At 41.6% G+C, this 24,624-nt stretch carries 24 protein-coding genes and 1 pseudogene; 22 read left to right on the top strand and 3 right to left on the bottom strand.

Annotation, left to right across the window (positions count from 1 at the left end; translation table 11 throughout):
- Positions 1-5 precede the first annotated feature (5 nt).
- Positions 6-1,598, top strand: a complete 1,593-nt coding sequence (locus AB4027_RS08240) for a peptide chain release factor 3 (protein ID WP_368644978.1) — start codon at positions 6-8, stop codon at positions 1,596-1,598.
- Positions 1,599-1,679: 81 nt separating this feature from the next.
- Here AB4027_RS08240 and AB4027_RS08235 read toward each other — a convergent pair.
- Both AB4027_RS08235 and AB4027_RS08230 read right to left on the bottom strand, forming a co-directional pair.
- Positions 1,680-3,250: pseudogene (locus AB4027_RS08235) on the bottom strand (IS3 family transposase).
- A 131-nt stretch (positions 3,251-3,381) separates the two neighbouring features.
- Positions 3,382-5,643, bottom strand: a complete 2,262-nt coding sequence (locus tag AB4027_RS08230) for an AAA family ATPase (protein WP_368644977.1) — start codon at positions 5,641-5,643, stop codon at positions 3,382-3,384.
- A gap of 338 nt (positions 5,644-5,981) precedes the next feature.
- Here AB4027_RS08230 and AB4027_RS08225 point away from each other — a divergent pair, with 338 nt between their 5' ends.
- The 3 genes from AB4027_RS08225 (at position 5,982) to AB4027_RS08215 (ending at position 8,909) form a co-directional block, all read left to right on the top strand.
- Positions 5,982-6,248, top strand: coding sequence for a phosphocarrier protein HPr (locus AB4027_RS08225; protein ID WP_091487722.1), 267 nt, complete (start codon positions 5,982-5,984; stop codon positions 6,246-6,248).
- Positions 6,248-7,972 (top strand): phosphoenolpyruvate--protein phosphotransferase, encoded by a 1,725-nt coding sequence (ptsP, locus tag AB4027_RS08220; RefSeq protein ID WP_368644976.1) that lies wholly within the window; start codon positions 6,248-6,250, stop codon positions 7,970-7,972. Before AB4027_RS08225 ends, ptsP begins: the two co-directional genes overlap by 1 nt.
- Before the next feature lie 67 nt (positions 7,973-8,039).
- Positions 8,040-8,909: an NAD(P)-dependent oxidoreductase gene (locus AB4027_RS08215; protein ID WP_368644975.1), complete on the top strand. Its 870-nt coding sequence runs from the start codon at positions 8,040-8,042 to the stop codon at positions 8,907-8,909.
- Between the two features lie 391 nt (positions 8,910-9,300).
- Here AB4027_RS08215 and AB4027_RS08210 read toward each other — a convergent pair whose 3' ends face one another.
- The gene (locus AB4027_RS08210; protein WP_368644974.1) at positions 9,301-10,482 is read right to left on the bottom strand and encodes an aminotransferase class I/II-fold pyridoxal phosphate-dependent enzyme; all 1,182 of its coding nucleotides are present in this window, start codon (positions 10,480-10,482) and stop codon (positions 9,301-9,303) included.
- Between the two features lie 184 nt (positions 10,483-10,666).
- On the opposite strand from AB4027_RS08210, the gene AB4027_RS08205 reads away from it, so the two are divergent.
- The 18 genes from AB4027_RS08205 to murD all read left to right on the top strand — a co-directional run bounded on the left by AB4027_RS08205 (position 10,667) and on the right by murD (position 24,618).
- Positions 10,667-10,918 (top strand): YkuJ family protein, encoded by a 252-nt coding sequence (locus tag AB4027_RS08205; RefSeq protein WP_091489058.1) that lies wholly within the window; start codon positions 10,667-10,669, stop codon positions 10,916-10,918.
- A gap of 88 nt (positions 10,919-11,006) precedes the next feature.
- The gene (locus AB4027_RS08200; protein WP_368644973.1) at positions 11,007-11,552 is read left to right on the top strand and encodes a YqeG family HAD IIIA-type phosphatase; all 546 of its coding nucleotides are present in this window, start codon (positions 11,007-11,009) and stop codon (positions 11,550-11,552) included.
- On the top strand, positions 11,530-12,660 hold the full coding sequence (gene yqeH, locus AB4027_RS08195; RefSeq protein ID WP_368644972.1) for a ribosome biogenesis GTPase YqeH: 1,131 nt from the start codon (positions 11,530-11,532) through the stop codon (positions 12,658-12,660). The genes AB4027_RS08200 and yqeH overlap by 23 nt, the downstream gene beginning before the upstream one ends.
- A gap of 28 nt (positions 12,661-12,688) precedes the next feature.
- A complete protein-coding gene (gene yhbY / locus AB4027_RS08190) occupies positions 12,689-13,009 on the top strand; it encodes a ribosome assembly RNA-binding protein YhbY (RefSeq protein WP_091489061.1) in 321 nt (106 codons plus the stop codon).
- Positions 13,010-13,048: 39 nt separating this feature from the next.
- The gene (locus AB4027_RS08185) at positions 13,049-13,687 is read left to right on the top strand and encodes a nicotinate-nucleotide adenylyltransferase (RefSeq protein ID WP_246119130.1); all 639 of its coding nucleotides are present in this window, start codon (positions 13,049-13,051) and stop codon (positions 13,685-13,687) included.
- The gene (gene yqeK, locus AB4027_RS08180; protein ID WP_368644971.1) at positions 13,656-14,258 is read left to right on the top strand and encodes a bis(5'-nucleosyl)-tetraphosphatase (symmetrical) YqeK; all 603 of its coding nucleotides are present in this window, start codon (positions 13,656-13,658) and stop codon (positions 14,256-14,258) included. Before AB4027_RS08185 ends, yqeK begins: the two co-directional genes overlap by 32 nt.
- Positions 14,259-14,269: 11 nt before the next feature.
- Positions 14,270-14,629: a ribosome silencing factor gene (rsfS, locus tag AB4027_RS08175; RefSeq protein WP_091489065.1), complete on the top strand. Its 360-nt coding sequence runs from the start codon at positions 14,270-14,272 to the stop codon at positions 14,627-14,629.
- Positions 14,629-15,351 (top strand): class I SAM-dependent methyltransferase, encoded by a 723-nt coding sequence (locus tag AB4027_RS08170; RefSeq protein ID WP_368644970.1) that lies wholly within the window; start codon positions 14,629-14,631, stop codon positions 15,349-15,351. The genes rsfS and AB4027_RS08170 overlap by 1 nt, the downstream gene beginning before the upstream one ends.
- 11 nt (positions 15,352-15,362) lie before the next feature.
- On the top strand, positions 15,363-16,550 hold the full coding sequence (locus tag AB4027_RS08165; protein WP_368644969.1) for a nucleotidyltransferase: 1,188 nt from the start codon (positions 15,363-15,365) through the stop codon (positions 16,548-16,550).
- A gap of 122 nt (positions 16,551-16,672) precedes the next feature.
- A complete protein-coding gene (locus tag AB4027_RS08160) occupies positions 16,673-17,233 on the top strand; it encodes a DUF177 domain-containing protein (RefSeq protein ID WP_091489070.1) in 561 nt (186 codons plus the stop codon).
- Positions 17,234-17,273: 40 nt separating this feature from the next.
- Entirely contained in the window at positions 17,274-17,453 is a 180-nt protein-coding gene (gene rpmF, locus AB4027_RS08155; protein WP_091489072.1) for a 50S ribosomal protein L32, read from the top strand.
- 140 nt (positions 17,454-17,593) lie between these two features.
- A complete protein-coding gene (locus AB4027_RS08150) occupies positions 17,594-17,959 on the top strand; it encodes a DUF3397 family protein (RefSeq protein ID WP_368644968.1) in 366 nt (121 codons plus the stop codon).
- A gap of 184 nt (positions 17,960-18,143) precedes the next feature.
- Positions 18,144-18,575 (top strand): division/cell wall cluster transcriptional repressor MraZ, encoded by a 432-nt coding sequence (gene mraZ, locus AB4027_RS08145; protein WP_368644967.1) that lies wholly within the window; start codon positions 18,144-18,146, stop codon positions 18,573-18,575.
- A 26-nt stretch (positions 18,576-18,601) separates the two neighbouring features.
- A complete protein-coding gene (gene rsmH, locus AB4027_RS08140) occupies positions 18,602-19,555 on the top strand; it encodes a 16S rRNA (cytosine(1402)-N(4))-methyltransferase RsmH (protein WP_368644966.1) in 954 nt (317 codons plus the stop codon).
- 39 nt (positions 19,556-19,594) lie between these two features.
- Positions 19,595-19,981, top strand: a complete 387-nt coding sequence (gene ftsL / locus AB4027_RS08135; protein ID WP_368644965.1) for a cell division protein FtsL — start codon at positions 19,595-19,597, stop codon at positions 19,979-19,981.
- A complete protein-coding gene (locus tag AB4027_RS08130) occupies positions 19,978-22,152 on the top strand; it encodes a penicillin-binding transpeptidase domain-containing protein (protein WP_368644964.1) in 2,175 nt (724 codons plus the stop codon). The genes ftsL and AB4027_RS08130 overlap by 4 nt, the downstream gene beginning before the upstream one ends.
- A gap of 26 nt (positions 22,153-22,178) precedes the next feature.
- Positions 22,179-23,141 carry a phospho-N-acetylmuramoyl-pentapeptide-transferase gene (gene mraY / locus AB4027_RS08125; RefSeq protein ID WP_368644963.1) on the top strand — a complete coding sequence of 321 codons (963 nt, stop codon included), beginning with the start codon at positions 22,179-22,181 and terminating at the stop codon, positions 23,139-23,141.
- 94 nt (positions 23,142-23,235) lie between these two features.
- Positions 23,236-24,618 carry a UDP-N-acetylmuramoyl-L-alanine--D-glutamate ligase gene (murD, locus tag AB4027_RS08120; RefSeq protein WP_368646418.1) on the top strand — a complete coding sequence of 461 codons (1,383 nt, stop codon included), beginning with the start codon at positions 23,236-23,238 and terminating at the stop codon, positions 24,616-24,618.
- Positions 24,619-24,624 lie beyond the last annotated feature (6 nt).

Below are 24,624 nucleotides of genomic sequence, written 5' to 3'. Positions count from 1 at the left end.
TTATATTGACTGATAATAAAAGTAATGAATTGACTAAAGAAGTAAAAAGAAGACGGACATTCGCTATCATCTCCCATCCGGATGCAGGGAAAACGACAATTACCGAACAGCTGCTTCTGTTTGGCGGAGCAATCAGACAGGCTGGAACTGTAAAGGCCAAGAAATCGGGTAAATTCGCCAAATCTGACTGGATGGAAATCGAAAAGCAAAGAGGGATCTCAGTAACGAGTTCTGTCATGCAGTTCGAGTATCAGAATAAACGGATCAATATCCTGGATACTCCGGGGCATGAAGATTTCTCTGAAGACACCTATCGTACATTGATGGCTGTCGATGCGGCTGTCATGGTCGTGGACAGCGCAAAAGGTATCGAAGAACAGACGAAAAAACTATTCAAAGTCTGTCGAATGAGAGGCATTCCTATTTTTACATTTATGAATAAACTAGACAGAGACGGTAGAGAACCCCTTGAGCTGATAGAAGAACTGGAAGAAGTTCTTGAAATCGATGCCTACCCCATGAACTGGCCGATCGGTTCCGGAAAGACACTTTTGGGCTTATACGACCTTTATCACAATCGGATCGAAGCATTCAGACCTGAAGAAACCAATAATGGCGAACGTTTCATCCCGTTGAATAAAGAGGGAGAGATAGAGGGAGAGCACAGGATCAAAAAGGAATCACTCTATGATCAAGTGCTTGAAGAAGCTTTACTCCTGAAAGAAGCGGGGAACGAATTTTCAACTGAAGCAATCGCTGCAGGGAAATTGAGCCCCGTATTCTTTGGTTCGGCTTTGACTAATTTCGGGGTCCAGACTTTTCTTGAAACGTTCCTGCAGTTTGCTCCAGAACCGTCTGCTCACGAAACGAGAGCGAACGATATCATTAAACCGACAGAACCAACATTTTCTGGATTTGTTTTCAAAATACAAGCCAATATGGACCCACGTCATCGTGACCGTATTGCATTTTTGAGAATCTGTTCTGGAAAATTTGAACGGGGAATGGACGTTACTCTGCCACGTACTGGGAAGAAAATCAGGTTGTCCAATTCCACTCAGTTTATGGCAGAGAGTAGAGAAACAGTGACAGATGCAGTTGCTGGAGATATCATCGGACTTTATGACACAGGGAATTTCCAGATAGGAGATACGCTGTACGCAGGTAAAGATGAAATAGAATTCCAGGAACTGCCACAGTTTACACCAGAACTTTTCATGAAGGTAGAACCAAAAAATGTAATGAAACAGAAGTCGTTCCACAAAGGGATCAACCAGCTGGTTCAGGAAGGTGCCATTCAGCTGTATAAATCGTATCACACCGAAACCTATATCATTGGAGCGGTAGGCCAGCTCCAGTTTGAAGTCTTCCAGCACCGCATGCTCAATGAATATAATTCTGAAGTCGTCATGACCTCTATCGGCAGCCGTATTGCCCGCTGGGTAAATCCGGATCAACTGGATGAGAACATGGGATCGAGCCGTAATATGCTTGTCAGAGACCGTTTCGATCAGCCGTTGTTCTTATTCGAAAATAAGTTTGCTGAGAGATGGTTCAGTGATAAATATCCTGAAGTAGAATTGACCTCTCTACTATAAAAAAACAGAAAAACACATATCCCTTTTCACGTTCATTCTGAACTGCACCCTGTCAAGTAGACAGTAAAAAAATAAAAAACTCTATGCCGCAGCCTGATACCGATATTCCATTGGTGTCAGGCTGTTTCTTGTCTCTTGAAATCGTTCGTAGTTGTAAAACTTCATGTACTTCTGTATATCTCTTTCAAGTTCCTTATAGGTTGAATAATGTTTCAGTTTGTAAGATTCACACTTGAAATGACCAAAAAAGCTCTCCATCGGTCCGTTGTCAATACATTTACCAACACGCGACATACTTCGTGTTATCCCAGCTTCTGTTGTAAGCTGACGATACGTTTTTGAGGTATACTGCGACCCTCGGTCGCTGTGTAAAAGCGGAGTGGCATTTGGATTAGTTTCTAATGCATCTTTTAGTGTGGCCATGACCAGAGGATTATCATTATGTTTTCTGAGTTTATAGGCAATGATCGATCCGTCATACAGGTCTTTAATGGCACTAAGATAGGCTTTTTGGCCGTCGCCATAATGGAGATGGGTGATGTCTGTGACCCACTTCTCGTTAGGTTTATCAGCTTCAAATTCACGGTTCAGATGATTCTCTTCGATATTTTTGTAGCTGGTTCGTGTACAGTATCCGTTAGAACGTCGAATATAGGACTTTAATCCCATTTGAATCATGAGGCGACGTACACGTTTCTTATTGTACCGTTTGGTCTTTGAGGCACGATTTAAATCGATTGTGAGGCGACGATATCCAAAGATGCCATTATAGTGATAAAAACGTTCTTTTATCCACGACATCAATCGTTCCGTTTCCTCTTCCCACCGAGAGGGAGTATGGTTCAACCATTTATAGTAGCCGGATCGAGAGACGTCTAAGATGTTACAGAGCATAAGTATAGAAACATCCGTTTCTTTATTATATTCATAGATAGCCTGAAATTCGTTCAGGCAGGATCCTATCCGCGCCGATTCCTCCTTTCGATAACTTTTAGCTTTTTTATCAAACCGTTCTCCGCTTCCAAATACTCATTTCTCTGCTTTAATCTTTTCACCTCAAGCTGAAGTTCTTCTTCTTCAGTCAACGTTTCTTTTGATTCTAAAGAACGCCCACGGCGGTCTTTAAGTGCTTCTGGTCCGCCATTTTTGTACTTGCGTACCCATTGATAGACTTGTTGATACGAAACATTATATTCTGCTTCGGCTTTATGATAATTCAGTTCATTAGCGATGGTGAATTGTGCAATTTCAATTCGTTCTTTCCATGTTGTTTTGCGCCCAGTATTCATTTTCTGACTTCCTCTACTAGTAGATTTAAATCCCTTTCCACTAGTATAAAGCTTAATCCATTTTCTTAAAACCGAACTGGACGAGATGTTGTACGTATCACAAGTCGATTCTAATCCCGCAGATGTATTTAGGTAGTGTTCAACTGCTTTTGTTTTCACTTCATCCGAATAGACTTTCCACCCTCTGGATTCTTTTAACCCTTCAATGCCATTGGCATTATATTTCCTAATCCAGCTTTTAAGCGCCGATTTACTTATCCCTTCATTCTTTATTAGAGAATTAATTGAACATCTTTCTTCCAGTATCGCGATGACCATCTCATATCGTTCATTTAAATTATGTGATGTAGTTCTTTTTGACATGACAAAAACTCCCCTTATAGTGTCAGAGAATTTTTTATTATTTCTCTGTCTACTATAAGGGGAGCATATCATTCATCTGAACCGGAAGGGGATATGTGTTTTTTACTTTATTTTAATTTTCAGGAAGTCGATTACTGTTCAGTGCTGTCAGTTTTATTCGTTTCTTCATTTGCTTTCTGCGACTCGCCGTTAGATGACTGTTCTTTTGATTTCTTAGTGATCACAATGGCATCATCTTCGACTGTTGCTGATATTTTACCTGGTTCTGGATTGTTGATATAAAACTCAGCGATTTTATCTTCGATGTGTTCTTCTATAACCCGTCTTAAAGGACGTGCACCCATCTTAGGATCATACCCTAAGTCGACAAGTTTCTCTTTAGCTGACTGATCGACGTGTACCGTTATATCATGCTGCTTCAATGCTTCATTGACATCTTCAAGCATCAGATCCACGATTTCCAGCAGATTTTCTTTTGAGAGGGGATGGAATTCAACGATTCCGTCAAAGCGGTTCAACAGTTCGGGTCTGAAATAATCCTGAAGACGATTTTTTATCGAATGCTGTTCTCCGCTCATCTGAGCTCCAAAACCTACGCTTGATTCGACATTGGTCGTTCCGGCATTGCTTGTCATGATAATGATCGTTTCTTTGAAGTTGACTGTACGCCCTTGAGCATCTGTCAAGCGTCCATCATCGAGGATCTGCAGGAACATATGCAGGACGTCTGGGTGTGCTTTTTCTACTTCATCGACCAGGATCAGACTATATGGATTACGTCTGACTTTTTCAGTAAGCTGTCCCGCTTCATCATAGCCAACATAGCCTGGAGGCGAACCGATCAGTTTGGATGTACTGTGTTTTTCCATATATTCGCTCATGTCCAGCCGAACATAGGAATCTTTGCTTCCAAACAATTCAAGAGCGAGAGTTTTTGCCAATTCTGTTTTTCCGACACCAGTAGGCCCCACGAACATAAATGAACCGATCGGGCGGTTTTTCTGTCTGAGACCAATACGGTTCCGGCGGATGGCTTTAGCTACTTTGTCAACAGCCTCATCTTGACCAATGACATGGTGTCTGAGCGCTTTGTCCAGATCTTTCAGCTGAGCCTGTTCTTTTTCTTTTAACTCACCTACAGGGATACCTGTTTTTATTTCGATGATATTTATAATATCCTGTTCTGTCACTTCGGGCTGTTCGGACTGAGGAGTCTGCTGTTCGATCATTTCTTTGTATTTTGTGACTTGATCACGATAAAAAGCAGCCTTTTCATAATCTTCTTTTTCTAAGGATTCCTGTTTCTGCTTTTCTGCTTCATCAATTTTTTCTTCCAGTGATTTCGGATCAACAGATTGAATCGTCAGATTCTTTTTAGATCCGGATTCATCCAACAGATCGATCGCCTTATCAGGCAGGAAACGATCTTGGATATAACGGTGAGATAATTCTACTGCACTTTTGATCGCTTTATCTGAATACTTAACGTGGTGGTAATCCTCATACTGTTTCTGGATACCTTTTAAAATCGTCAGTGTTTCTTCTATGGTCGGTTCATTAACTCTGACAGGTTGTAAACGGCGTTCCAGTGCGGGATCTTTTTCGATTTTTCTATACTCGTTTAAAGTCGTCGCACCGACCATTTGAAGTTCGCCTCTGGCTAAAGCGGGTTTTAAAATATTCCCGGCATCCATGCTGCTGCCTTCTGCAGAACCGGCACCGACGATTTCATGCACTTCATCGATGAACAAGATAATGTTGTCGTTATCTTTCAATTCATTCATCAACTGTTGCATACGCTCTTCAAACTGACCTCTGATTCCTGTTCCTTGAACAAGGGAGGCAACATCGAGACGGATAACTTCTTTATCCTGCAGTTTATGCGGCACTTCATCATTGACTATCTTCATCGCAAGACCTTCAACGATGGCTGTTTTACCTACACCCGCTTCTCCAGTGAGGACAGGATTATTTTTAGTTCGTCTGTTCAAAATTTCAATGACACGTTCGATTTCCTTGTCACGCCCGATCACCGGGTCTATCTTCCCGTCCTTAGCCATTTGAGTGAGGTCCACACCATATTCGCCAAGTAAACCGCCACGTCCTCCGCCGTTTGTCGGAGGCTGCTGATTATTGCCGGAGAACTGCCTATTAGGGGGAGTGGGTCTCTCTGTATTTGGATTCTGATTCTGAGACAGGGCACGGAAGAGGTCATCAAATTGATTGAAGCCAAACGGATCCTGGCTGTTTCCCTGATTCAAACGTCCTTGCTGTTCTTGCTGTTTTATTTCACGATAACATTTCTGACAAAGGTCAATTTCTCGTCGTCGTCCATTGACGCTTGTGGTTAAATGAATTGTTGCAGGTCGCTCCATACAGCGTTGACATATCATGATAAGAAAACTTCCTTTCTATATAAAGTTCTAATTTTATTATACGTATTATCTGTTCAAAGGTCAGTTCAAAGGGGTTGAGTTCACGCGAAAAACCTTGACCAATATTGACCTTTGATAGATTTATTATACATTGACCATTTTTGACTTTCAAGGATAAGTTATATGAGTTGAGAAAAAACAGTTGTAGGTAAAGGAGAAAAGTGGTAATCTGTATAGGAAGAAAGAATAAAATGGCGGTTTAATGGAAAAGTACGGAAAAAAAGTACACATCCATGACAGACTGAGGTTCTATTCTTTTCATAATAAAAAAACTTTTTTTAAAAGGAGCAGTTCAAATGGAAAAAAGAGAATACACGATTATTGCAGATACAGGGATCCACGCTAGACCCGCAACGTTGTTAGTACAGCAGGCAAGCAAATTCAATTCAGATATTACATTAGATTATAAAGGTAAGTCTGTTAACTTGAAATCTATCATGGGCGTTATGTCTTTAGGCGTAGGTAAAGGTGCAGAAGTTTCGATCACAGCTGATGGAGCTGACGAAAAAGAAGCCATCGCAGGAATCGAAGAAACAATTAAAAATGAGGGAATGGCTGAATAATGACTTCAAAAGTATCCGGAATTGCAGCAAGTGATGGAATCGCTCACGCAAAAGCCTACTTACTCGTTGAACCAGACTTAACAATCGAGAAAAATGAAATTTCTGATACTGATGCTGAAATGAAACGTTTAACAGAAGCAACTGATAAAGCTAAAGAACAATTAACTAAAATCAGAGCTATTGCTGCTGAATCGTTAGGCGAAGAAGAAGCACAAGTATTCGATGCTCATATCATGGTGTTGTCAGATCCAGATCTAATGGATCAGACAAAAGCTGTTATCGACAGTGAGAACGTAAATGCGGAATATGCTTTTAAACAGGTGACGAATACATTCATCACTATGTTTGAGGGGATGGAAGACAACGCATACATGCAGGAACGTGCTGCCGATATCCGCGATGTCAGAAAACGTGTGATCGCAAATCTCTTGAATGTGACCTTGCCTTCACCAGCAACCATTGAAGAAGAAGTTATCATCATTGCAGAAGATTTAACACCGAGTGACACAGCTCAGTTAAATAAGAAATATGTCAAAGCATTCGTCACGAATGTCGGCGGACGTACATCTCATTCTGCTATCATGGCCAGATCACTTGAAATCCCAGCGATCGTTGGGACTAAAGATATCACTGAACGCGTGTCTGAAAATGACCAGCTTATCGTTGATGGTTTAGAAGGGGACGTTTACATCAATCCTTCTGAAGAGGAAATATCTTCATTCAACAAGAAAGCTGAAGACTATGACAAGCTGAAACTGGAATGGGATCAGCTGTTGAATGAGCCGAGTGTGACCAAAGACGGCAAACATGTCGAATTGGCTGCAAATATCGGAACACCAAAAGACTTAGTCGGTGTCAAAGACAATGGCGGAGAAGGTATCGGTCTATATCGTACAGAATTCTTATATATGGATTCTGCTGAACTTCCTACAGAAGAGGATCAGTATGAAGCGTATAAAAAAGTTCTGGAAGGTATGGAAGGTAAGCCGGTCGTCGTGAGAACGATGGACATCGGTGGGGATAAAGAGCTTCCTTATTTAGAATTGCCTAAAGAAATGAATCCGTTCCTTGGCTACCGCGCTATCCGCGTCAGTTTAGATCAGGATTCTATTTTCAGAACCCAGTTAAGAGCGTTGCTTCGCGCTTCTGTTCATGGAACGTTACGAATCATGTTCCCAATGATCGCGACCCTGCAGGAGTTTAGAGAAGCAAAAGCTATACTGGAAGAAGAAAAAGCTTTGTTGATCAAAAAAGGTGTGGAAGTTTCTGATTCGATCGAAGTCGGAATAATGATCGAAATTCCTGCTGCAGCAGTGTTAGCTGATCAGTTCGCTAAAGAAGTGGATTTCTTCAGTATCGGCACAAATGATTTGATTCAATATACAATGGCTGCGGACAGAATGAACGAGCAGGTTTCTTACCTGTATCAACCATATAACCCATCTATTCTGCGTCTTGTGAAAATGGTTATAGATGCTGCTCATAACGAAGGTAAATGGGCCGGCATGTGCGGAGAAATGGCTGGAGATCAAATCGCAGTTCCATTACTGATCGGACTGGGATTAGATGAATTCTCAATGAGTGCAACAAGTATTCTTAAAACCAGAAGTCTGCTTAAAAAGCTGGATTCTGATGAAATGAAAGAATTGTCTCATAAAGCTGTTACAGAATGCACAACGGTAGATGAAGTTATTGAGTTAGTTAACCAATATGTAAAAGATTGATCAGACAGATTGGGTTCCATTTGGAGCTCAATCTGTTTTTCTATATTAAAAATTCAGGAGTGAGCGTATGACTAACATCGGATTCATAGGAACAGGCGTTATGGGAATTTCTGTAGTTGAACACCTGCTAAAAAATGATCACACCGTTACTGTGTATAACCGTACAAAGGCAAAAGCCGAAACACTTTTAACCAAAGGTGCGGTGTGGGCTGAAACCCCTCAGAATGTTGCGGAAACATCGGATATCATTTTTACGATGGTAGGGTATCCTGTAGATGTAGAAGATGTCTATTACGGAGAAAAAGGCATATTCAAGGCGGATGTAGCGAATAAAGTACTGATCGATTTGACGACCAGTACACCTTCTCTGGCAGAAAAGATCAATCAGACAGCAAAAGAAAAGCATGCAGAGGCCTTGGATGCACCGGTTTCCGGTGGAGACCTCGGTGCGAAAAAAGGAACGCTTACGATAATGGTCGGTGGGGATGAACAAGTATTCAATGATATGAAAGAGATTTTCAAGCTCTTCTCATCGTCGCTGGAACTGCATGGACCTGCTGGTAGTGGTCAGCATACAAAAATGGCTAATCAGATAATGGTCGCAGGCACGATGACTGGGCTGACAGAGATGCTTGTGTATGCAGAAAAAGCTGAGCTGGATCTAAAAAAAGTGGTGAAAACGTTGAGTGGCGGTGCAGCAGGTAACTGGTCACTGGAAAATTATTCTCCGAGGATATTAAAAGAGGATTATTCGGCTGGTTTTTTTGTCAAACACTTTATAAAAGATTTGAGTATAGCGCTGGATGAAGCAGAGAAGATGGGATTGAACTTACCGTCCACTATGTTAGCAAAAGAATTATACGAGCAATTGAGTCAGAAGGGCCATGCAGAAGATGGAACGCAAGCACTCATCAAATTGTGGTGGGAAAACGAATAGGGTAGCAAATTGTATTTTAAAGTTAAAGAAGCTGGGAAGAAAGTATAGTGACCTCAGAAAGTCTAACTTTTTGAGGTTACACTAAACTCCCAGCTTCTTTCTTAGTTTAGTGAAGGCGAAGTGTTCTCTGAAGGTATTGTGACCAGTTAATGATGTAATTCTGCAGGAAGTAGTCGCAAAAACCGTTTAGTGACCAGTTCATGCTGTGATTCTCCAGAAAGTAGTCACAATAACCGTTTTAGAGATCCGTTGATACAATAAATTCTAAATTCACCCAAAAGTGACTGCGATACTAGGCAATAAGTCATCAGGTTGATTTTTCTCTCTAAAGGATTTCACAAAAAGCAAAAAGACTGGGGATTCTCTTCCCAGTCTTAATTCTCTATCACCTTTATTTTCTTAACGTATTTACATATTCAGTCAGTCGGACCATTGCTGTCTTGATATCCTCTAAATTCGATGCGTAGCTGATCCGGAAGTAGCCTTCACCGGCAGCTCCAAATGCATCACCGGGGATCATGGCTACGCGGTATCCTTCAGCAAAGCCGTAGCAGAAGTCGTAGCTGCTCATCTTCAGTCCTTTTGGAAGGGCCGCAAAAATATAAAAGGCTCCTTTAGGTTCTGTTACTTCCAGATTCAATTCCTGAAGCGTCTGCATGACGACCCTGCGACGTTCTTTATAAGCAGCCTTCATCGGCAAAGCATCATCCTGACCATTTACCAGTGCCTCGATACCGGCATATTGTGTAACTGTCGAAGCGCTCGTGACCAGCGACTGATGGGTTTTGACAAGTTCAGATGTGATTAGCTCAGGCGCAAAAATGAGTCCTAAGCGCCAGCCGGTCATGGCATGTGATTTTGACAGGCCATTAATAACGATCGTCTGATCTCTCAGGTGTTTCCCTAACGAAACATGAGTGTCATCGTAAACCAGTTCACTATATATTTCATCACTGACCGCAAGCATTTTTGGATAGTTTGAAAGAGTGAGAGCAATTCCTTTCACTTCAGCTTCTGTCCACGTTATGCCTGTCGGATTGTTAGGGTAATTCAAAATGATGGCTTTTGGTGTTTTATCCAGAGACTGGATCGTTTTCTCTATCAAGTCAGGCGTGACCATAAAGCCGGTTTCAGATGTGTCCATGTAAATCGGGGTCGCTTGACTCATTTTTACCAGAGAGTCGTAAAGAGAAAAGAAAGGCGAGGGGATCAAAACATAGTCTCCAGGATTAAGCAAAGTAAATAGGGTCGTGGCCAATGCCTCGGTGGCGCCAACTGTTGCAATGATTTCCGTTTCCGGATCGTAAGACAGATCATATTTGGCTGCTGCAAAGGCCGAAGCAGCTTCTCTTAGTTTAATGTCTCCGGCAGTACGGGTATAGAACGAATAATCAGAATCGATCGCTTTTTTAGCAGCTTCCTTGACGTGTTCGGGTGTCGGGAAATCAGGCTGTCCGAGTGTCAGTCGGATCAATGGTTCGAATGTACTGACCTGATCATCAAATTGCCTGATTTTAGATATTTCGAGATTTCTTATCTGGTGATTTAAATTGAAGTGGGTAGTTTTATTCATGTGTTTTTCCTCCTGTATCGTATTAGTTTACCATAATGCAAATTCAATAAAACAGTATAAAATATCGTCATAGTCTCATATAAGACAATAATCAGCTTAAATCACAGCGCATCTAATGTAATTTGGGCTGAAATCTGTTAAAATGTAGAAGTGAAGTGACAAAAGAAGAGAAAGGGGAAAACAAATGAAACCATCCCAACTTATACCTATTATCAGAAGACTGGATGCAATGCGCGAAGATCAGTCGGATGAAGTTCAAGTAAGACGTTTTGAACGAAACGGCCAGGAAAAGTGCATCGTACGCTATGATAATAAATCTAATATGTTTGAACTTGAAGACCGAACGACAGAACAGACTTATGAATTCGATAATATCGATTATGTAGCTGTTGAAATACTTGAACTGGTCCAGCCCGCAACATCTACAGAAGAGTAAGAAGTGCACAAAAGGAAGTGCTTTGTGTGCTTCCTTTTTTTTAGAAACTCCCCTTTCGTGCATGTTGATTTCAGTCAGGAGGGAAAATATGCTGAGTAGTTTTAAGCCAACGTGGATGGTTGAATCCATATATCAAATCACCCCGGAACAATTAAAAAGAGAAAATATAAAAGCGGTATTGACCGATCTAGATAACACACTTATTGCCTGGAACAATCCGGAGGCAACGGAAGAAACGATCGCATGGATCAAATTAATGAAAAAGAATGATATCAAAGTGGTCATATTATCCAATAACTCTAGAAAAAGAGTAAAGAAGATCGCAAGTATTCTTGAACTGGATTTTATACCTAGAGCGTTGAAACCATTAACGAGAGGTTTCAAGAAAGCGCTGAAAGACTATTCTTATTCCGAAGAAGAATGGCTGATGGTCGGCGATCAAGTCATCACCGATATCAGAGGAGCTAATAAAGCCGGGATAAGAACGGTATTGGTCAAGCCTATACTAGATTCTGATGCTTGGAATACGCGATTGAACAGGTTCGTGGAGCTGAAGATCATGAACTATCTGATAAAAAAAGATCCCGAAATGAAATGGAGAGATACGATACATGGCAGACGAATTAAAGAATAATGAACTAAGGTGTATTGGCTGCGGAGCAGTTTTGCAGTCACAAGATGAAACGAAATCGGGTTATCTTCCTGCCTCTGTCCTGGAGAAAAAAAGCGCTGAAGATCTAGTGTACTGCAAACGCTGTTTTCGTCTGAGACATTACAATGAAGTTCAGGACATCGAACTGAGCGATGATGACTTTTTGAACATGCTTCATGAATTGAACGAAGAGAACGCACTCATAGTCAATGTCATTGATTTATTCGATTTTAACGGCAGTATCATCTCGGGGATTCAGAGGTTTGCCGGAAGCAACCCGATCGTTATCGTAGCCAACAAGAGTGATTTGCTGCCCAAATCGCTTGGTGAAGGCAAAATGCGTCAGTGGGTGACAGAGCAGGTTCAAAGCTATGGAATCAGACCACAAAATGTCTATCTGCTCAGCGCCTTGAATAAAGCCTCTGTTGAAAAATTTATGGAAGCTCTGGACAAGGAACGTCAAGGGAAAGATGTGTACGTCGTCGGAACGACCAACGTTGGGAAGTCCACACTGATCAATCAAATCATAAACATCGCTACAGATTCAGAAGATACGATCACGACTTCCTATTTCCCAGGGACCACATTGGGTAAAATCGAAATACCCCTGGACGATGAAAAAGTACTTGTAGATACGCCGGGAATCATTCAGAAAAGTCAGTTGTCACACTATTTAGATGCCAAAGATTTAAAGGTCGTGACACCGAGAAAAGAAGTGAAACCGAAAAATTATCAGTTGAACGATAATCAGACATTATTCTTCGGAGGATTGGCTCGCTTTGACTACCTGATGGGTGAAGGAAAAGAATCCTTTGTCTGTTATGTATCCAATGAACTTTATATTCATCGCACAAAAACGGAAAGAGCAGATGAACTGTATGAAAACCAGTTAGGGGAACTGCTGACACCGCCGAATGCTGCTTCGGCTGCTGATTTCCCGGCACTGAAGCGTCATGAATTTAAAATAAAGGAACCCTCTGACATCGTCTTCAGCGGCTTGGGGTGGGTTTCGATCGATGCTGTAGATATCACAGTAGCAGGATGGGCGCCTCTAGGTGTCGATGTTACCGTGAGAAAACAGCTTATTTAAATAATTATACTCAGAAAAGAGGATGGATATGAATTTAACAGGTAAACAGAAACGTTTCTTGAGATCAGAAGCAAACAGTCTGACGCCTATTTTCCAAATTGGGAAAAATGGATTAACAGTCGAGATGGTCAGGGAATTTGAAGATTCACTTGAAAATAAGGAATTAATGAAGGTCCAGTTACTTCAGAACACAGAGTGGACAGCCGGTGAAGCTGTCGAGTTTATAGAAGAACATTCAGACATTACTGTCGTGCAGAAAATAGGCAGGGTATTAGTGTTGTTTAAACCTTCTGACAAAGAAAAATATCAGCGCTATTCTTCTCGCCTGCCTAAATCCAATCATTCATAAAGGAGAGAACGAGCGTTGGTCAATAAAGTTGCAAATGTCATCGAACCGGAAGTTCTAAGTGAATTGATCGGGGCACTCCCTAAAAGGAAAATCGGGATTTTGGGCGGAACGTTTAATCCGCCGCATTTGGGACATTTAATTATAGCCGATCAGGTCAAAGACCAGCTTGGCTTAGAAGAGATTCTGTTTATGCCAAGTGCAGAACCACCGCATAAGAAAGAAAAGAAGACCATTGACGCCAGTCATCGGTCAGTTATGCTGACTGAGTCTGTGAAAGACAATGGTTCGTTTTCTGTGGAAAAAGCAGAACTTAAGCGCGGAGGAAAAAGCTACACGTATGATACGATCGTGGAACTTAAAGAAAAGAATCCCGATGTAGAATATTACTTTATTATTGGAGCAGATATGGTTCAGGATTTGAAAAACTGGTATAAAATCGATGAACTTGTAAATATGGTTCAGTTTGTGGCTGTCAACCGTCCCTATTACAGTCTGGAAACTCCCTATCCTGTTATTGGTGTCGATGTACCGAATATTGATATTAGTTCAACGTTGATCCGTCAGAAAGTGAAAGATGGTTGTTCTATTAGATATTTGGTTCCTCCCGAAGTAGAGAATTATATCGAAAGTAAAGGATTATATAAAAATGAAGAAAATTCAGATGGAATACCAGAATAACTATATTCGCTTAAACAGAGAAGAACTGGTTGAACTTATGCATGAATCCATGAGCTATCGCCGATATAAACATGTTTTAAGAGTGGAACAGACAGCTTTATATCTCGCAGATAAATATGACATAGACATGGAGAAAGTCAGCATCGCCGCCTTGGCACATGATTATGCAAAGGAAAGGCCTGATGCTGAAATGCGTGATCTGATCATCAGTGAAAATCTGGAATTGGATATGCTTCAGTTCGGAAGTAATATCTGGCATGGGCCTGTAGGGGCTATACTGATGAAGAACGAATATCAGCTTGAGAATGAAGAAATCCTTGAAGCTATCAAGGCCCATACCATTGGCAGTCCGACAATGAGTGAGGTGGCACAAATCATTTATGTTGCTGACTATATCGAACCCAAACGTTCTCACAGCGGTGTGGATAAAGCACGGAAACTGGCAGACAAAGATTTGACTAAAACAGTTTCTTACATTACCCGACAAACGCTGAAACATTTAGTCAAAAGAGAAAATAAAATATATCCCAAGGCAGTTGAAACGTATAACGCCTGGGTAGTAGACAACTAAGGAGAGAAAATATGAAACAAACACCAATGGAAGTACTAGAATACGTAGTGAAAGCAGCAGATGCCAAACAAGCCGAAGATATCGTTGCGCTTGATATGAAGAATGTTTCACTGCTGGCAGATTATTTCGTTATTCTGCATGCAAATAATGACAGACAGCTTAATGCCATTGCACAAAGCATATTAGATGAAGCTTCTAAGCACGACCAGGACATTAAACGAGTAGAAGGTAAAGATGATGCTAAATGGGTCCTCATTGATTTAGGCGATGTGATCGTTCATTTGTTCAATCAGGAAGAACGTGAATTTTATAAACTGGAACGCTTGTGGTCTGATGCAGATTATGTTGACATAGAGAAATGGCTGGACTAATGACATACAATTGGTTTGCAAAAGTATACGATGATTTGATGGATGACAGCCTTTATGAAAAATGGCTGAACTATACAAAAAAATACATTCCTGAAGGTGAAGCGATACTTGAACTTGGAAGCGGGACGGGCATACTGGGATTGAAGCTGAAAGAAAGCGGATATGATATTACCGGGCTTGACTTGTCTGATGAAATGTTGAGCCTGGCTTATAACCGACAACTCGAAGAAGGTGTGACGTTCCCTCTCGTCCAAGGAGATATGAGGGATTTAAAAGATCTGCCTGTGTATGCGAATGTCATCTGCTACAGTGATGCACTTTGCTACATGAAAGATGAAAATGAACTGTATGCAGTGTTTAAAGAAGTTTACAGCAAGCTTGAAAATGAAGGCTTGTTTCTTTTTGACGTCCACTCCATCTATCAGATCGAAGCTTTTCTAAATACGTCTTTTCATGCCGAAACTGATGGTATCGTATTTTTGTGGGACAGCTTTGAAGGAGAAGAACCTTATTCGGTGGAACATGAACTGTCATTTTTTGTGAATAGTGAAGATAACAGTTATGACCGATATGAAGAAACACATAAAGAAAGAACTTATCCGCTGGACATGTATAAAAAGTTATTACAAAAAGCCGGCTTCAACAAGATCGAAGTCTGTGCTGATTTTACAGAAGAAGTAAAAGAGGACAGCCGACGCTGGTTCTTCGCCTGTAAGAAGTAAGGAGTACGTTTATGAAAGTATGTGGAGTCGTTGCGGAATACAATCCGTTTCACAATGGACACTTATATCAGCTTGCAGAAGCCAAAAAGAAGACAGGAGCCGATGTTCTGATCGTAGCGATGTCCGGTAATTTTCTTCAGCGAGGTGAACCGGCTGTTATAGATAAATGGCAGAGAGCTCAAACTGCGCTTAGCCATGGGGCTGATATCGTTCTTGAAATACCTGCTGCCTTCAGTGTTCAGCCAGCTGATCTGTTCGCAAAAGGTGCAGTCGAACTCCTGGATCTTATGGGTATCGATGTTTTAAGCTTTGGAAGTGAATCCGGCGACGGTTCTGATTTTCTATTATCAGCAGCGATGTACCTGGAAAAAGAAGAAGAAATCAATGAACTGTTTAAACCTGAGCAGGAACAAAAACTGACCTATGCCAAAAACATGAGCAGACTTCTTGCGAAATACTTACCGGAAATCAAATTGGATCTTACCCAACCGAACAACATACTCGGATTTGCGTATGCAAAAGAACTGCAGAAGAAAAATAGATCTATCGGTATTCAGACTGTGAGAAGGAAAAGCAGTCATTATCATGATCAGGAAATCGGATCCGGTGACGAAATTGCCAGTGCAACAGCGATAAGGAAAATGTTGTCTTCTTCAAAGGAGTGGGAAACTGCCTCCAGTCTTCCATTTCCAGAAGAAACCAAAACCAGTTTAGTTAACAGCAAATTGGTTAAATGGGATGATTTTTTCCCGTATTTGAAATACAGGATAACAACGACTTCGCTGGAGGGATTGAGTCAAATCTATTTGATGGAACAAGGTCTGGAGTACAGAGTGAAGGCAGTGATAAAAGAAGCTGAGGATATGGCTGGTTTTCTGACGGCGCTCAAAACTAAACAGCTTTCCTGGACGAGACTTCAGCGCATATGTTTTTATATTCTTCTCGATAAAACAAAAGAAGAAATGGAAAAAAGAATAGACCATCTCAATTTCATCCGGTTGCTCGGATTCAACCGTACCGGACAGACTTATCTAAGTGAGATAAAGCGGCAGTTAGAGATTCCGCTGGTCACTAATGTCAGTCAGAAGAACAGTGCACTGGTTGCACACGATATCACTGTGAGCGAAGTATATAGACTAGCGGAGCATGACAGGATAAAATCTCAGGATTATAAAAGAAAGCCTATAAAAATGGATTGACTTTATCTGTTTAAAATAGTATAATTATTTTTGTTGCTCATTAAGTGAAAACTTTTAAAAGTAATGATGTTTGTGCCTATGACATTGTTTGATAAAAGACGTTAAACACTGAGGTGAAGTCTATGAAAATAAAATGGGCATTAAATGAATTGAAAAAGTATCAGGATTCTCCATTAACATTAAATGGATCGGTCGATTTAGAGGCGTCATTGAAAGAAAGAGACAATGATATAATCGCGGCAAGTCCGGTTTCCCTTCAAGGGATGTTGACTGTTGATGAGAAATCTGTATATTATGTTGATATGACGATGAAAGTGAAAGTGACGTTACCTTCTTCACGTTCGTTAGAACCTGTTGAATTGGTCATGACTATTCCATTTTCAGAGATCTATCTGGCCCCTGACTCTCCTGTTAGTCTGGAACAGTTTGCAGAAGAAGAACTGGCTGAACGCTTGACCACCGATACATTGAATCTCAAGAAGCCGATCGAAGATGCTATATTGACCAGTAAACCCAGTCAAATCTTCACAGCGGAAGAACTTGAATCAGATGATATGCCAAGTGGAAAAGATTGGATAGTTTTACCGGAAGATCAGCATAACAATGATATGCATTCATCTAATGGTGAAGGAGATCCGAGATTTGCAGTACTTAAAGATCTCTTCAAAGAAGATAACGAGTAAGCAATAGAATTCGAAACCTTTTAAGGAGGTGTGTTGGAAAATGGCAGTACCTAAAAGAAGAACTTCTACTAGCAGAAAAGCAAAAAGACGTACTCATATCAAATTGGACCTTCCAAACATGAGTGATTGTCCTAATTGTGGTGAAGTTAAACGTAATCACCACGTATGCCCTTCATGCGGACATTACGCAGGCAAAGAGGTAATCAACAAAGAAGCATAATTTAATCAGTCTATACGATGATTTAAATTATAGAAAAAGTGTTTATGACTCTTGTTCATAAGCACTTTTTTGCTTTTCTCTATGGTGAACACTACATAATAAAGAACTATCAATATATGAAAAGAAACGGATGTGACTGTGTGAATACATTATCGGACCAGCTCCTATTGATCGGTTTTTATTCTGTCCCATTTATAACGCTCCTTTTTTCAGGATGGATTAATAAGCAGTTTAAGCAGCTGCGGCTGTCTTTGAAAGTAGTCGATCTTATTATTCCCTATATGCTCGTACTCCTGTTCATTATGAGCGAGCTTTATTTCCCCATCAATCTCATTCCTTACTTCGTTATGGTCATATCTTTAGTGGGGATCATTCTGGCCACTTATTATACGTTTTACCTGAAAGAGCTGAAGCTTTATCTTTTTTTCAGAATATGGTGGCGGATCGTATTTATTACCTGTCTGCTTTTCTATATCAGTGCAGGTGTCTGGGTGCTTTTTTCCTAGCTGACCACGACCTGTCCTTAGTCATGAAACTTTAATAAACATGCGTTCCCTAGCCATATGTATCAGTGGCTAGGTTTTTTTTATTTTTGAGCAGAAATCCCAGTTTTTTTACCGGAAATGGTGTGGTAGAAAGTGGGGAATTGTGGTAGACTTTAACATATAAGTGGGGAAAGGGGATAGTGAAATGTTGCTGGGAGAGTATAAACATGCAATCGATGCAAAAGGACGTTTGATCGTTCCAGCAAAATTCCGAGATGATCTTGGAGAGAATTTCATTGTGACCCGCGGATTAGACGGCTGTCTTTTCGGCTATCCCATGAGAGAGTGGAGAGAACTCGAATCCAAGCTGAAACAGCTCCCTCTCGCCAAAAAAGAATCGAGAGCGTTTACACGCTTCCTTTATTCAGCAGCTACTGAATGCTCACTGGATAAACAGGGGAGGATAAACCTGCCTAATACATTGATCGATCACGCAGCACTTGAAAAATCGTGTTTCATTATAGGCGTGTCCGACCGTATAGAAATATGGAGCGAAGAGAGATGGACGTCATTTGCTGAAGACGCGAATGAATCATTTGAAGACATAGCAGAGGAAATGATCGACTTTGGTTTCTGATATGAAATCAGCAGAGGAGTATAGAAATGGCAGAATTCAAACATGAAACAGTATTACTTAACGAGACTGTAGACGGACTAAATGTAAAACGAGACGGGATATACGTTGACTGCACCTTGGGAGGAGCAGGACATACAGCCCTCATTTTAAGCCAGCTTGGTCCAGAGGGTCATTTATATGCATTCGATCAAGATATGACTGCTATCGAAAATGCCCGCAAGTTTTTGTCTGATGAATTGGAGAGCGGCAAACTGACCTTTATTCATGATAACTTCAGGCATTTGAAAAGTGCGCTTGAAGCAGAGCATGTCTATAAGGTCGATGGTGTTTTATATGATCTAGGTGTTTCATCACCGCAGCTCGATGTCACAGAAAGAGGATTCAGCTATCATAAAGATGCTAGGCTGGACATGCGGATGGATCAGACACAGGAGCTGACTGCTTATGACATCGTAAATCACTGGGAATACAGTGATCTGGTTCGCATATTTTTCCGTTATGGTGAAGAAAAGTTTTCAAAGCAAATTGCGAGAAAAATCGAAGCCAGACGATCAGAACGACCGATAGATACGACTCATGAACTGGTAGATATTATCAAAGAAGCCATTCCGGCTCCGGCCCGAAGAAAAGGCGGACATCCTGCTAAACGCGTGTTTCAGGCACTGCGTATAGCAGTCAATGACGAGCTTGGCGCATTGGAAGACTCACTTGAACAGGCAGTTGATTTGATAAATGTCGGGGGACGAATCAGTGCGATCACCTTTCATTCTTTAGAAGACCGTATAGTCAAACAGCTGTATAAAAGTTACTCAGAACTTCCGGAGCTGCCTCGCGGTCTACCGGTCATCCCTGATAGTAAGCAGCCCATACTGAAAATGGTGAACAGAAAGCCGATACTGCCTTCAGAGGAAGAGCTGAACAGCAATAACCGCTCACGCAGTGCTAAGCTTAGAGTCGCCGAAAAACAAAGAGAAAAATAAGTCACCTCTGAATAATCAGCAGAATGGAGAAGGTTACCTATGATGAATGATAACTTAGCTAGACAGTTGGCGAACAAGACCCAGCCGCTCAATCAGCCATTAACTCAACCTAAAACGACACAAACGAGAGAAACTGAAAAAAGATTACATAAAAAGGGATTGACCCGACTAGAGATGCTGGTAAGCAGTATGTTCGGTATCGTTCTTTTCGTTTTGGCAGTAGGGCATATCGCCTTATCTATGCAGGTCTCAACAACGAATAGAACGATCCAGGATATAGAAGCTCAGGCAGCAATGGTTCAAGTGGAAAACAGCAATTACGAACAGAACGTTCAGGAACTTTCACGCTATGACCGAGTGTATGCTATCGCAAAAGACAATGGTCTGGAAATGAATGAAGAGCAGATCAGGAATGTATTTAAATGAAACAGATAAAGAGAAAAATCAAAGAATCGAATCCCTTTCGTAATAGAAAATATATAGCGATCATGCTGTATATTTTTTGTTTTATCTTGTTTTTCAGTGTGTTCTCACGGTTTGCATGGATAATGGTCACGGGAGAAGTCAATGGGGAAAATTTAGTATCCAATGTGCACAAGCTTTATACGCGCAACAATGTCCTGCGGGCCAACCGTGGAACGATTTATGATTCCAGCGGCAACCCCATCGCTATGGATGCAAATACCTATAAAATGATTGCTGTTTTGACTGACGACTGGTCGACGCCTAAGCGTCCGATCCACATTCAAGAGCCGGAAGCAGTAGCAGAAGTCCTCGCAAGACATTTATCAATGAGTGAGACAGAACTTCTGGACAGGCTGACTAAAGACAGCAGCCAGGTCGAATTCGGCAGTGCAGGAAATAACCTGACCTATGAGATCGTGAGTAACATCGAAGAAGATCTCGAAAAAGAAGAATTGACAGGCATAACGTTTGAGGAGAAGAAAAGCAGGCTATACCCTAATGGAACCTTTGCTTCTCATACGGTCGGATTGGCACAGAGAGATGCGGAAAACGAAGAAGATCAGTCCCTTAAAGGCGTTCTCGGACTGGAAAAAGAATACGATGAAATCTTAAGAGGTGAAGACGGTTATATCGAATACCAGAGAGACCGTTTCGGCTACGTCATCCCTAATCAGGAAATCGAAGAAGTCCTCCCTACAGATGGTAATGATATTCAACTTACTCTAGATAGACGCATGCAGATCTTTCTAGAAAGCATCGTGGAAGACGTTGAGGAAGAGCATGCGCCAGAGGTCTTAACAGCGACTTTGATGCATGCTAAAACAGGTGAGATCCTTGCCACGACACAAAGACCTACATTCAATGCGACATCAAAAGAGGGGATCGACCAGACGTGGCAGAACTACCTTGTTGAATACCAATTTGAACCTGGATCGACATTGAAAGTAATGACCTTGGCTGCGGCTATCCAAGAAGGGACGTTCAAACCCTATGATTATTATAAATCCGGTAAAATAGAGGTCGGCGGAGAACTGATCAGAGACGTCAAGCCTGAAGGGTGGGGGTATATTTCATACCTGGAAGGACTCGCACGTTCAAGTAACGTGGGCTTTGTGCACCAGACAGAAAAGATGGGATACGATGTATGGGAGACCTACCTAGATAACTTTGGTTTCGGTCAGCCGACAGGCATTTCTCTACCGAATGAATATAGCGGATCAAATCCTTATGCCACGCTGAGCCAGCAGGCAAATACAGCATTCGGACAAGGTATATCAGTGACACCTATTCAAATGCTGCGTGCATTTTCTGCTATAACGAATGATGGGAAAATGGTTGAACCTCATTTAGTTAAGAAAATCGTGGATACTCAAACGGGTGAAGAAGATATTTTTCAGCCTGAAGAATCAGACGCAGTGATTTCTAAAGAAACTGCTGATCAGGCACTTGAATATTTGACCGAAACAGTATACAGTGATGTAGGTACAGCTCAGGGATATGCTGTCGAAGGCTTTGAGATTGGTGCTAAGACTGGTACTGCTCAAATGGTCGGCTATAATGGTCGCTACCTGTCCGGAGGATCCAATTACATCTATTCAGTTGTTGGTATGGGACCGGTAGAAGATCCTGAACTGATCTTCTATGTGACCGTCCAGCAGCCTGAACTGAATGGAGTCGGACATGGCAGCTACGTCGTTCGGAAAGTTTTTAATCCAGTCATGAAGCGTGCACTGGAATATTACTCTTCTGAAGAAACGGTCACTGATTTTGAAGAAACACCTGAACGGATGGAGAACGTCATCCAGGAAAATACTCAGACAGTTATCGAAACACTTACGAGTGAAGAGAAAGAATTCAGCATCATTGGCTCTGGAGACACGATCGTCCAACAGTATCCTGCCACAGACGCTGAGCTGAATGAGTCAGACAGGATCATGCTGATGACTAACGGTGCGATGACTCTGCCTGATCTAACAGGCTGGTCCAAGAGTGACGTATTGAAACTTTCAGAAATGACAGGGGTCGAAGTGATCATTAAAGGAGAAGGATTCGTCAATTCTCAAGACCTTGCTCCACACTCTTTCATAGAGAGTGAGACCGAACTCACGGTGACTTTATCACCGAATGGATAATTTTTCGGAAAGAAAGGAAAAAAATAGTGCAAAGCATTCAATTACTTTACCCGCTGATTTTGAGCGGGGCGATCGTCGCAGGCTTGACGCCTGTATTTATAAAAGTGTTCAAAGAAAAGCAGTTAGGGCAAACGACGAGGGGGGAAGGACCTTCCTGGCATGAAGTGAAATCCGGGACACCGACGATGGGCGGTATTTCTATCCTGATCGCTGTGTCGATCGCTATGCTGATATTCAGTATGGTGTTTTCTGTGAACGGTTTGCTGGTCCTTCTGCTTACCTTTATTTTGCTTGTATATGGAAGCATTGGCTTCATCGATGACTATATAAAAGTAATGATGAAGCGAAACCTCGGTCTGACAAGTCTGCAGAAACTGATTGGACAAATTGCTGCAGCTGTTTTATTTTATATAGGCGTTTCCCAAGTGCTGGACATACAGAGTGTCGCTCTGCCTCTTGGAACAGAACTGGATCTTGGTTTCTTTTATGTCCTGTTTATCCTTTTCTGGCTGGTTGGCTTTTCTAACGCTACCAATTTGACTGACGGTATCGACGGTCTGCTGACCACTACAGCATTTATTGCATATTTGACTTACACTGTGATCGCAGTCATGCAGGAACAGTATGAAGTAGCTGTCTTCACAAGTGCTGTTCTAGGTGCTTTGATCGTTTTTTTCCTTTTTAACAGGAAACCGGCCCGCATATTTATGGGTGATGTCGGCTCGCTTGCGCTGGGTGCCGGCTTGGCTGCTGTCTCGATCGTTCTGAATCAGGAATGGACCCTGCTATTGATCGGTATAATATTTGTCATTGAGACAGCAAGTGTCATGATGCAGGTGACGTCGTTCAAGTTGACGGGAAAACGATTATTTAAAATGAGTCCGATCCATCACCATTTTGAAATGGTTGGATGGGATGAATGGAAAATCGTCATCATCTTTTCGCTGATCACTCTGGCTGCTTCGCTGTTGACCTTGCTGATTTTATAATGTAAAAAACTGGTAGTAGTTATTCTACTTCCAGTTTTTTAAATTCACTGTACACTTATACATAGGCTAGATAGTAAAAATGAGGGGTTTTATGATGAAGAATGTAGAATATTTTGAAAATAAATCTGTTCTAGTCCTGGGACTTGCAGTCTCCGGCTATAACGCTGCACTGCTGCTTAATAGGCTGGGTGCAGAAGTCATCGTCAATGACTTCAAAGATCTTAGTGACAACGAGGAAGCGATGGATCTGACTGATAAAGGTATCGAAGTTATTTCTGGGGGACACCCTATGGATATCCTTGAAAGGCCGTTGGATTTTATTGTTAAAAATCCTGGCATTCCGTATTCCAACCCTCTGGTCAAGCGGGCAGTAAGTAAAAATATAAAAATCATTACTGAAATCGAACAGGCATACTTAATATCAGAAAGTCCAGTCATAGCTATCACAGGTACAAATGGTAAAACAACGACCACCATGATGGTGGAAACCCTCTTAAATGAGAACCGGTCTGCAGGTAAAGCATACGCAGTGGGTAATATAGGGACCCCGGCTAGTCTGATTGCTCAGAAATCCAAGCCAATAGATGACCTGGTCATGGAAGTCTCCAGTTTTCAGCTGATGGGCATCGATTCGTTCCATCCATCGATCGCTGTCATCACCAATATCTATTCTGCTCACTTGGATTATCACAAAACACGAGATGAGTATGTCAATGCAAAAATAGCTATAACAAAAAATCAAACATCATCTGATTATCTTATCTTCAATCGAGACCAGGATGAACTTACCGAATTAGTTGAAAGTACAAGCGAAGCACAGCTTGTCCCATTCTCTCGAAAAAGAGAACTGGAAAACGGCGTTTATGTAAAAAATAAAATGATCATGTACAAGAAAGAAGCCATTATGCCGACGGACAAGGTACTGATCCCCGGCGAACATAACCTGGAAAATGCACTGGCCGCAATAGCGGTCGCTAAGCTGAAAAAAATGGAAAACGAAGATATCCAAGCGGCATTCTCACAGTTCAAAGGCGTCAAACACAGGATGCAGCTAGTAGATAAGGTAGAGGGTCGAAGTTTCTATAATGATTCCAAGGCGACCAATTCATTAGCAACGATCCATGCCCTGGAAGGTTTTTCCGACCCAGTCATTTTGATTACTGGGGGACTGGATAGGGATGAGTCGTTCGACGACTTGATTCCTCTGCTGAAAGAGCATGTCAAAGCAGTTATTGCATTCGGTGAAACGAAGGATCAGCTGGCTGAGGTAGCCAGAAAAGCAGATATTGAATCGGTTATCGTAGTGGATACAGTAAGTGAAGCGACCGTAGATGCTTTTAGAAAAAGTGAAAAGGGCGATGTGATACTGTTGTCACCTGCATGTGCAAGCTGGGATCAGTATGCGAATTTCGAAGAACGCGGTGATGATTTCATAGAGACCGTAAAAACGATTCAACAGTCGGTTAAAGGAGGATAAGCACTT

The organism is Alkalibacterium putridalgicola, from assembly GCF_040959045.1.
GTDB classification, from domain to species: domain Bacteria; phylum Bacillota; class Bacilli; order Lactobacillales; family Carnobacteriaceae_A; genus Alkalibacterium; species Alkalibacterium putridalgicola.
Note: the sequence above shows the minus strand (reverse complement) of the source record. Positions and strands in the feature narration are given on the sequence as shown.

Excerpts from the sequence above, each read along its gene's own strand:
- AB4027_RS08230 (WP_368644977.1), bottom strand. The coding sequence starts at position 5,643 with ATGATATGTCAACGCTGTATGGAGCGACCTGCAACAATTCATTTAACC.
- AB4027_RS08225 (WP_091487722.1), top strand. The coding sequence starts at position 5,982 with ATGGAAAAAAGAGAATACACGATTATTGCAGATACAGGGATCCACGCT.
- ptsP (WP_368644976.1), top strand. The coding sequence starts at position 6,248 with ATGACTTCAAAAGTATCCGGAATTGCAGCAAGTGATGGAATCGCTCAC.
- AB4027_RS08215 (WP_368644975.1), top strand. The coding sequence starts at position 8,040 with ATGACTAACATCGGATTCATAGGAACAGGCGTTATGGGAATTTCTGTA.
- AB4027_RS08210 (WP_368644974.1), bottom strand. The coding sequence starts at position 10,482 with ATGAATAAAACTACCCACTTCAATTTAAATCACCAGATAAGAAATCTC.
- AB4027_RS08205 (WP_091489058.1), top strand. The coding sequence starts at position 10,667 with ATGAAACCATCCCAACTTATACCTATTATCAGAAGACTGGATGCAATG.
- AB4027_RS08200 (WP_368644973.1), top strand. The coding sequence starts at position 11,007 with ATGCTGAGTAGTTTTAAGCCAACGTGGATGGTTGAATCCATATATCAA.
- yqeH (WP_368644972.1), top strand. The coding sequence starts at position 11,530 with ATGGCAGACGAATTAAAGAATAATGAACTAAGGTGTATTGGCTGCGGA.
- yhbY (WP_091489061.1), top strand. The coding sequence starts at position 12,689 with ATGAATTTAACAGGTAAACAGAAACGTTTCTTGAGATCAGAAGCAAAC.
- yqeK (WP_368644971.1), top strand. The coding sequence starts at position 13,656 with ATGAAGAAAATTCAGATGGAATACCAGAATAACTATATTCGCTTAAAC.
- rsfS (WP_091489065.1), top strand. The coding sequence starts at position 14,270 with ATGAAACAAACACCAATGGAAGTACTAGAATACGTAGTGAAAGCAGCA.
- AB4027_RS08170 (WP_368644970.1), top strand. The coding sequence starts at position 14,629 with ATGACATACAATTGGTTTGCAAAAGTATACGATGATTTGATGGATGAC.
- AB4027_RS08165 (WP_368644969.1), top strand. The coding sequence starts at position 15,363 with ATGAAAGTATGTGGAGTCGTTGCGGAATACAATCCGTTTCACAATGGA.
- AB4027_RS08160 (WP_091489070.1), top strand. The coding sequence starts at position 16,673 with ATGAAAATAAAATGGGCATTAAATGAATTGAAAAAGTATCAGGATTCT.
- rpmF (WP_091489072.1), top strand. The coding sequence starts at position 17,274 with ATGGCAGTACCTAAAAGAAGAACTTCTACTAGCAGAAAAGCAAAAAGA.
- mraZ (WP_368644967.1), top strand. The coding sequence starts at position 18,144 with ATGTTGCTGGGAGAGTATAAACATGCAATCGATGCAAAAGGACGTTTG.
- rsmH (WP_368644966.1), top strand. The coding sequence starts at position 18,602 with ATGGCAGAATTCAAACATGAAACAGTATTACTTAACGAGACTGTAGAC.
- ftsL (WP_368644965.1), top strand. The coding sequence starts at position 19,595 with ATGATGAATGATAACTTAGCTAGACAGTTGGCGAACAAGACCCAGCCG.
- AB4027_RS08130 (WP_368644964.1), top strand. The coding sequence starts at position 19,978 with ATGAAACAGATAAAGAGAAAAATCAAAGAATCGAATCCCTTTCGTAAT.
- murD (WP_368646418.1), top strand. The coding sequence starts at position 23,236 with ATGAAGAATGTAGAATATTTTGAAAATAAATCTGTTCTAGTCCTGGGA.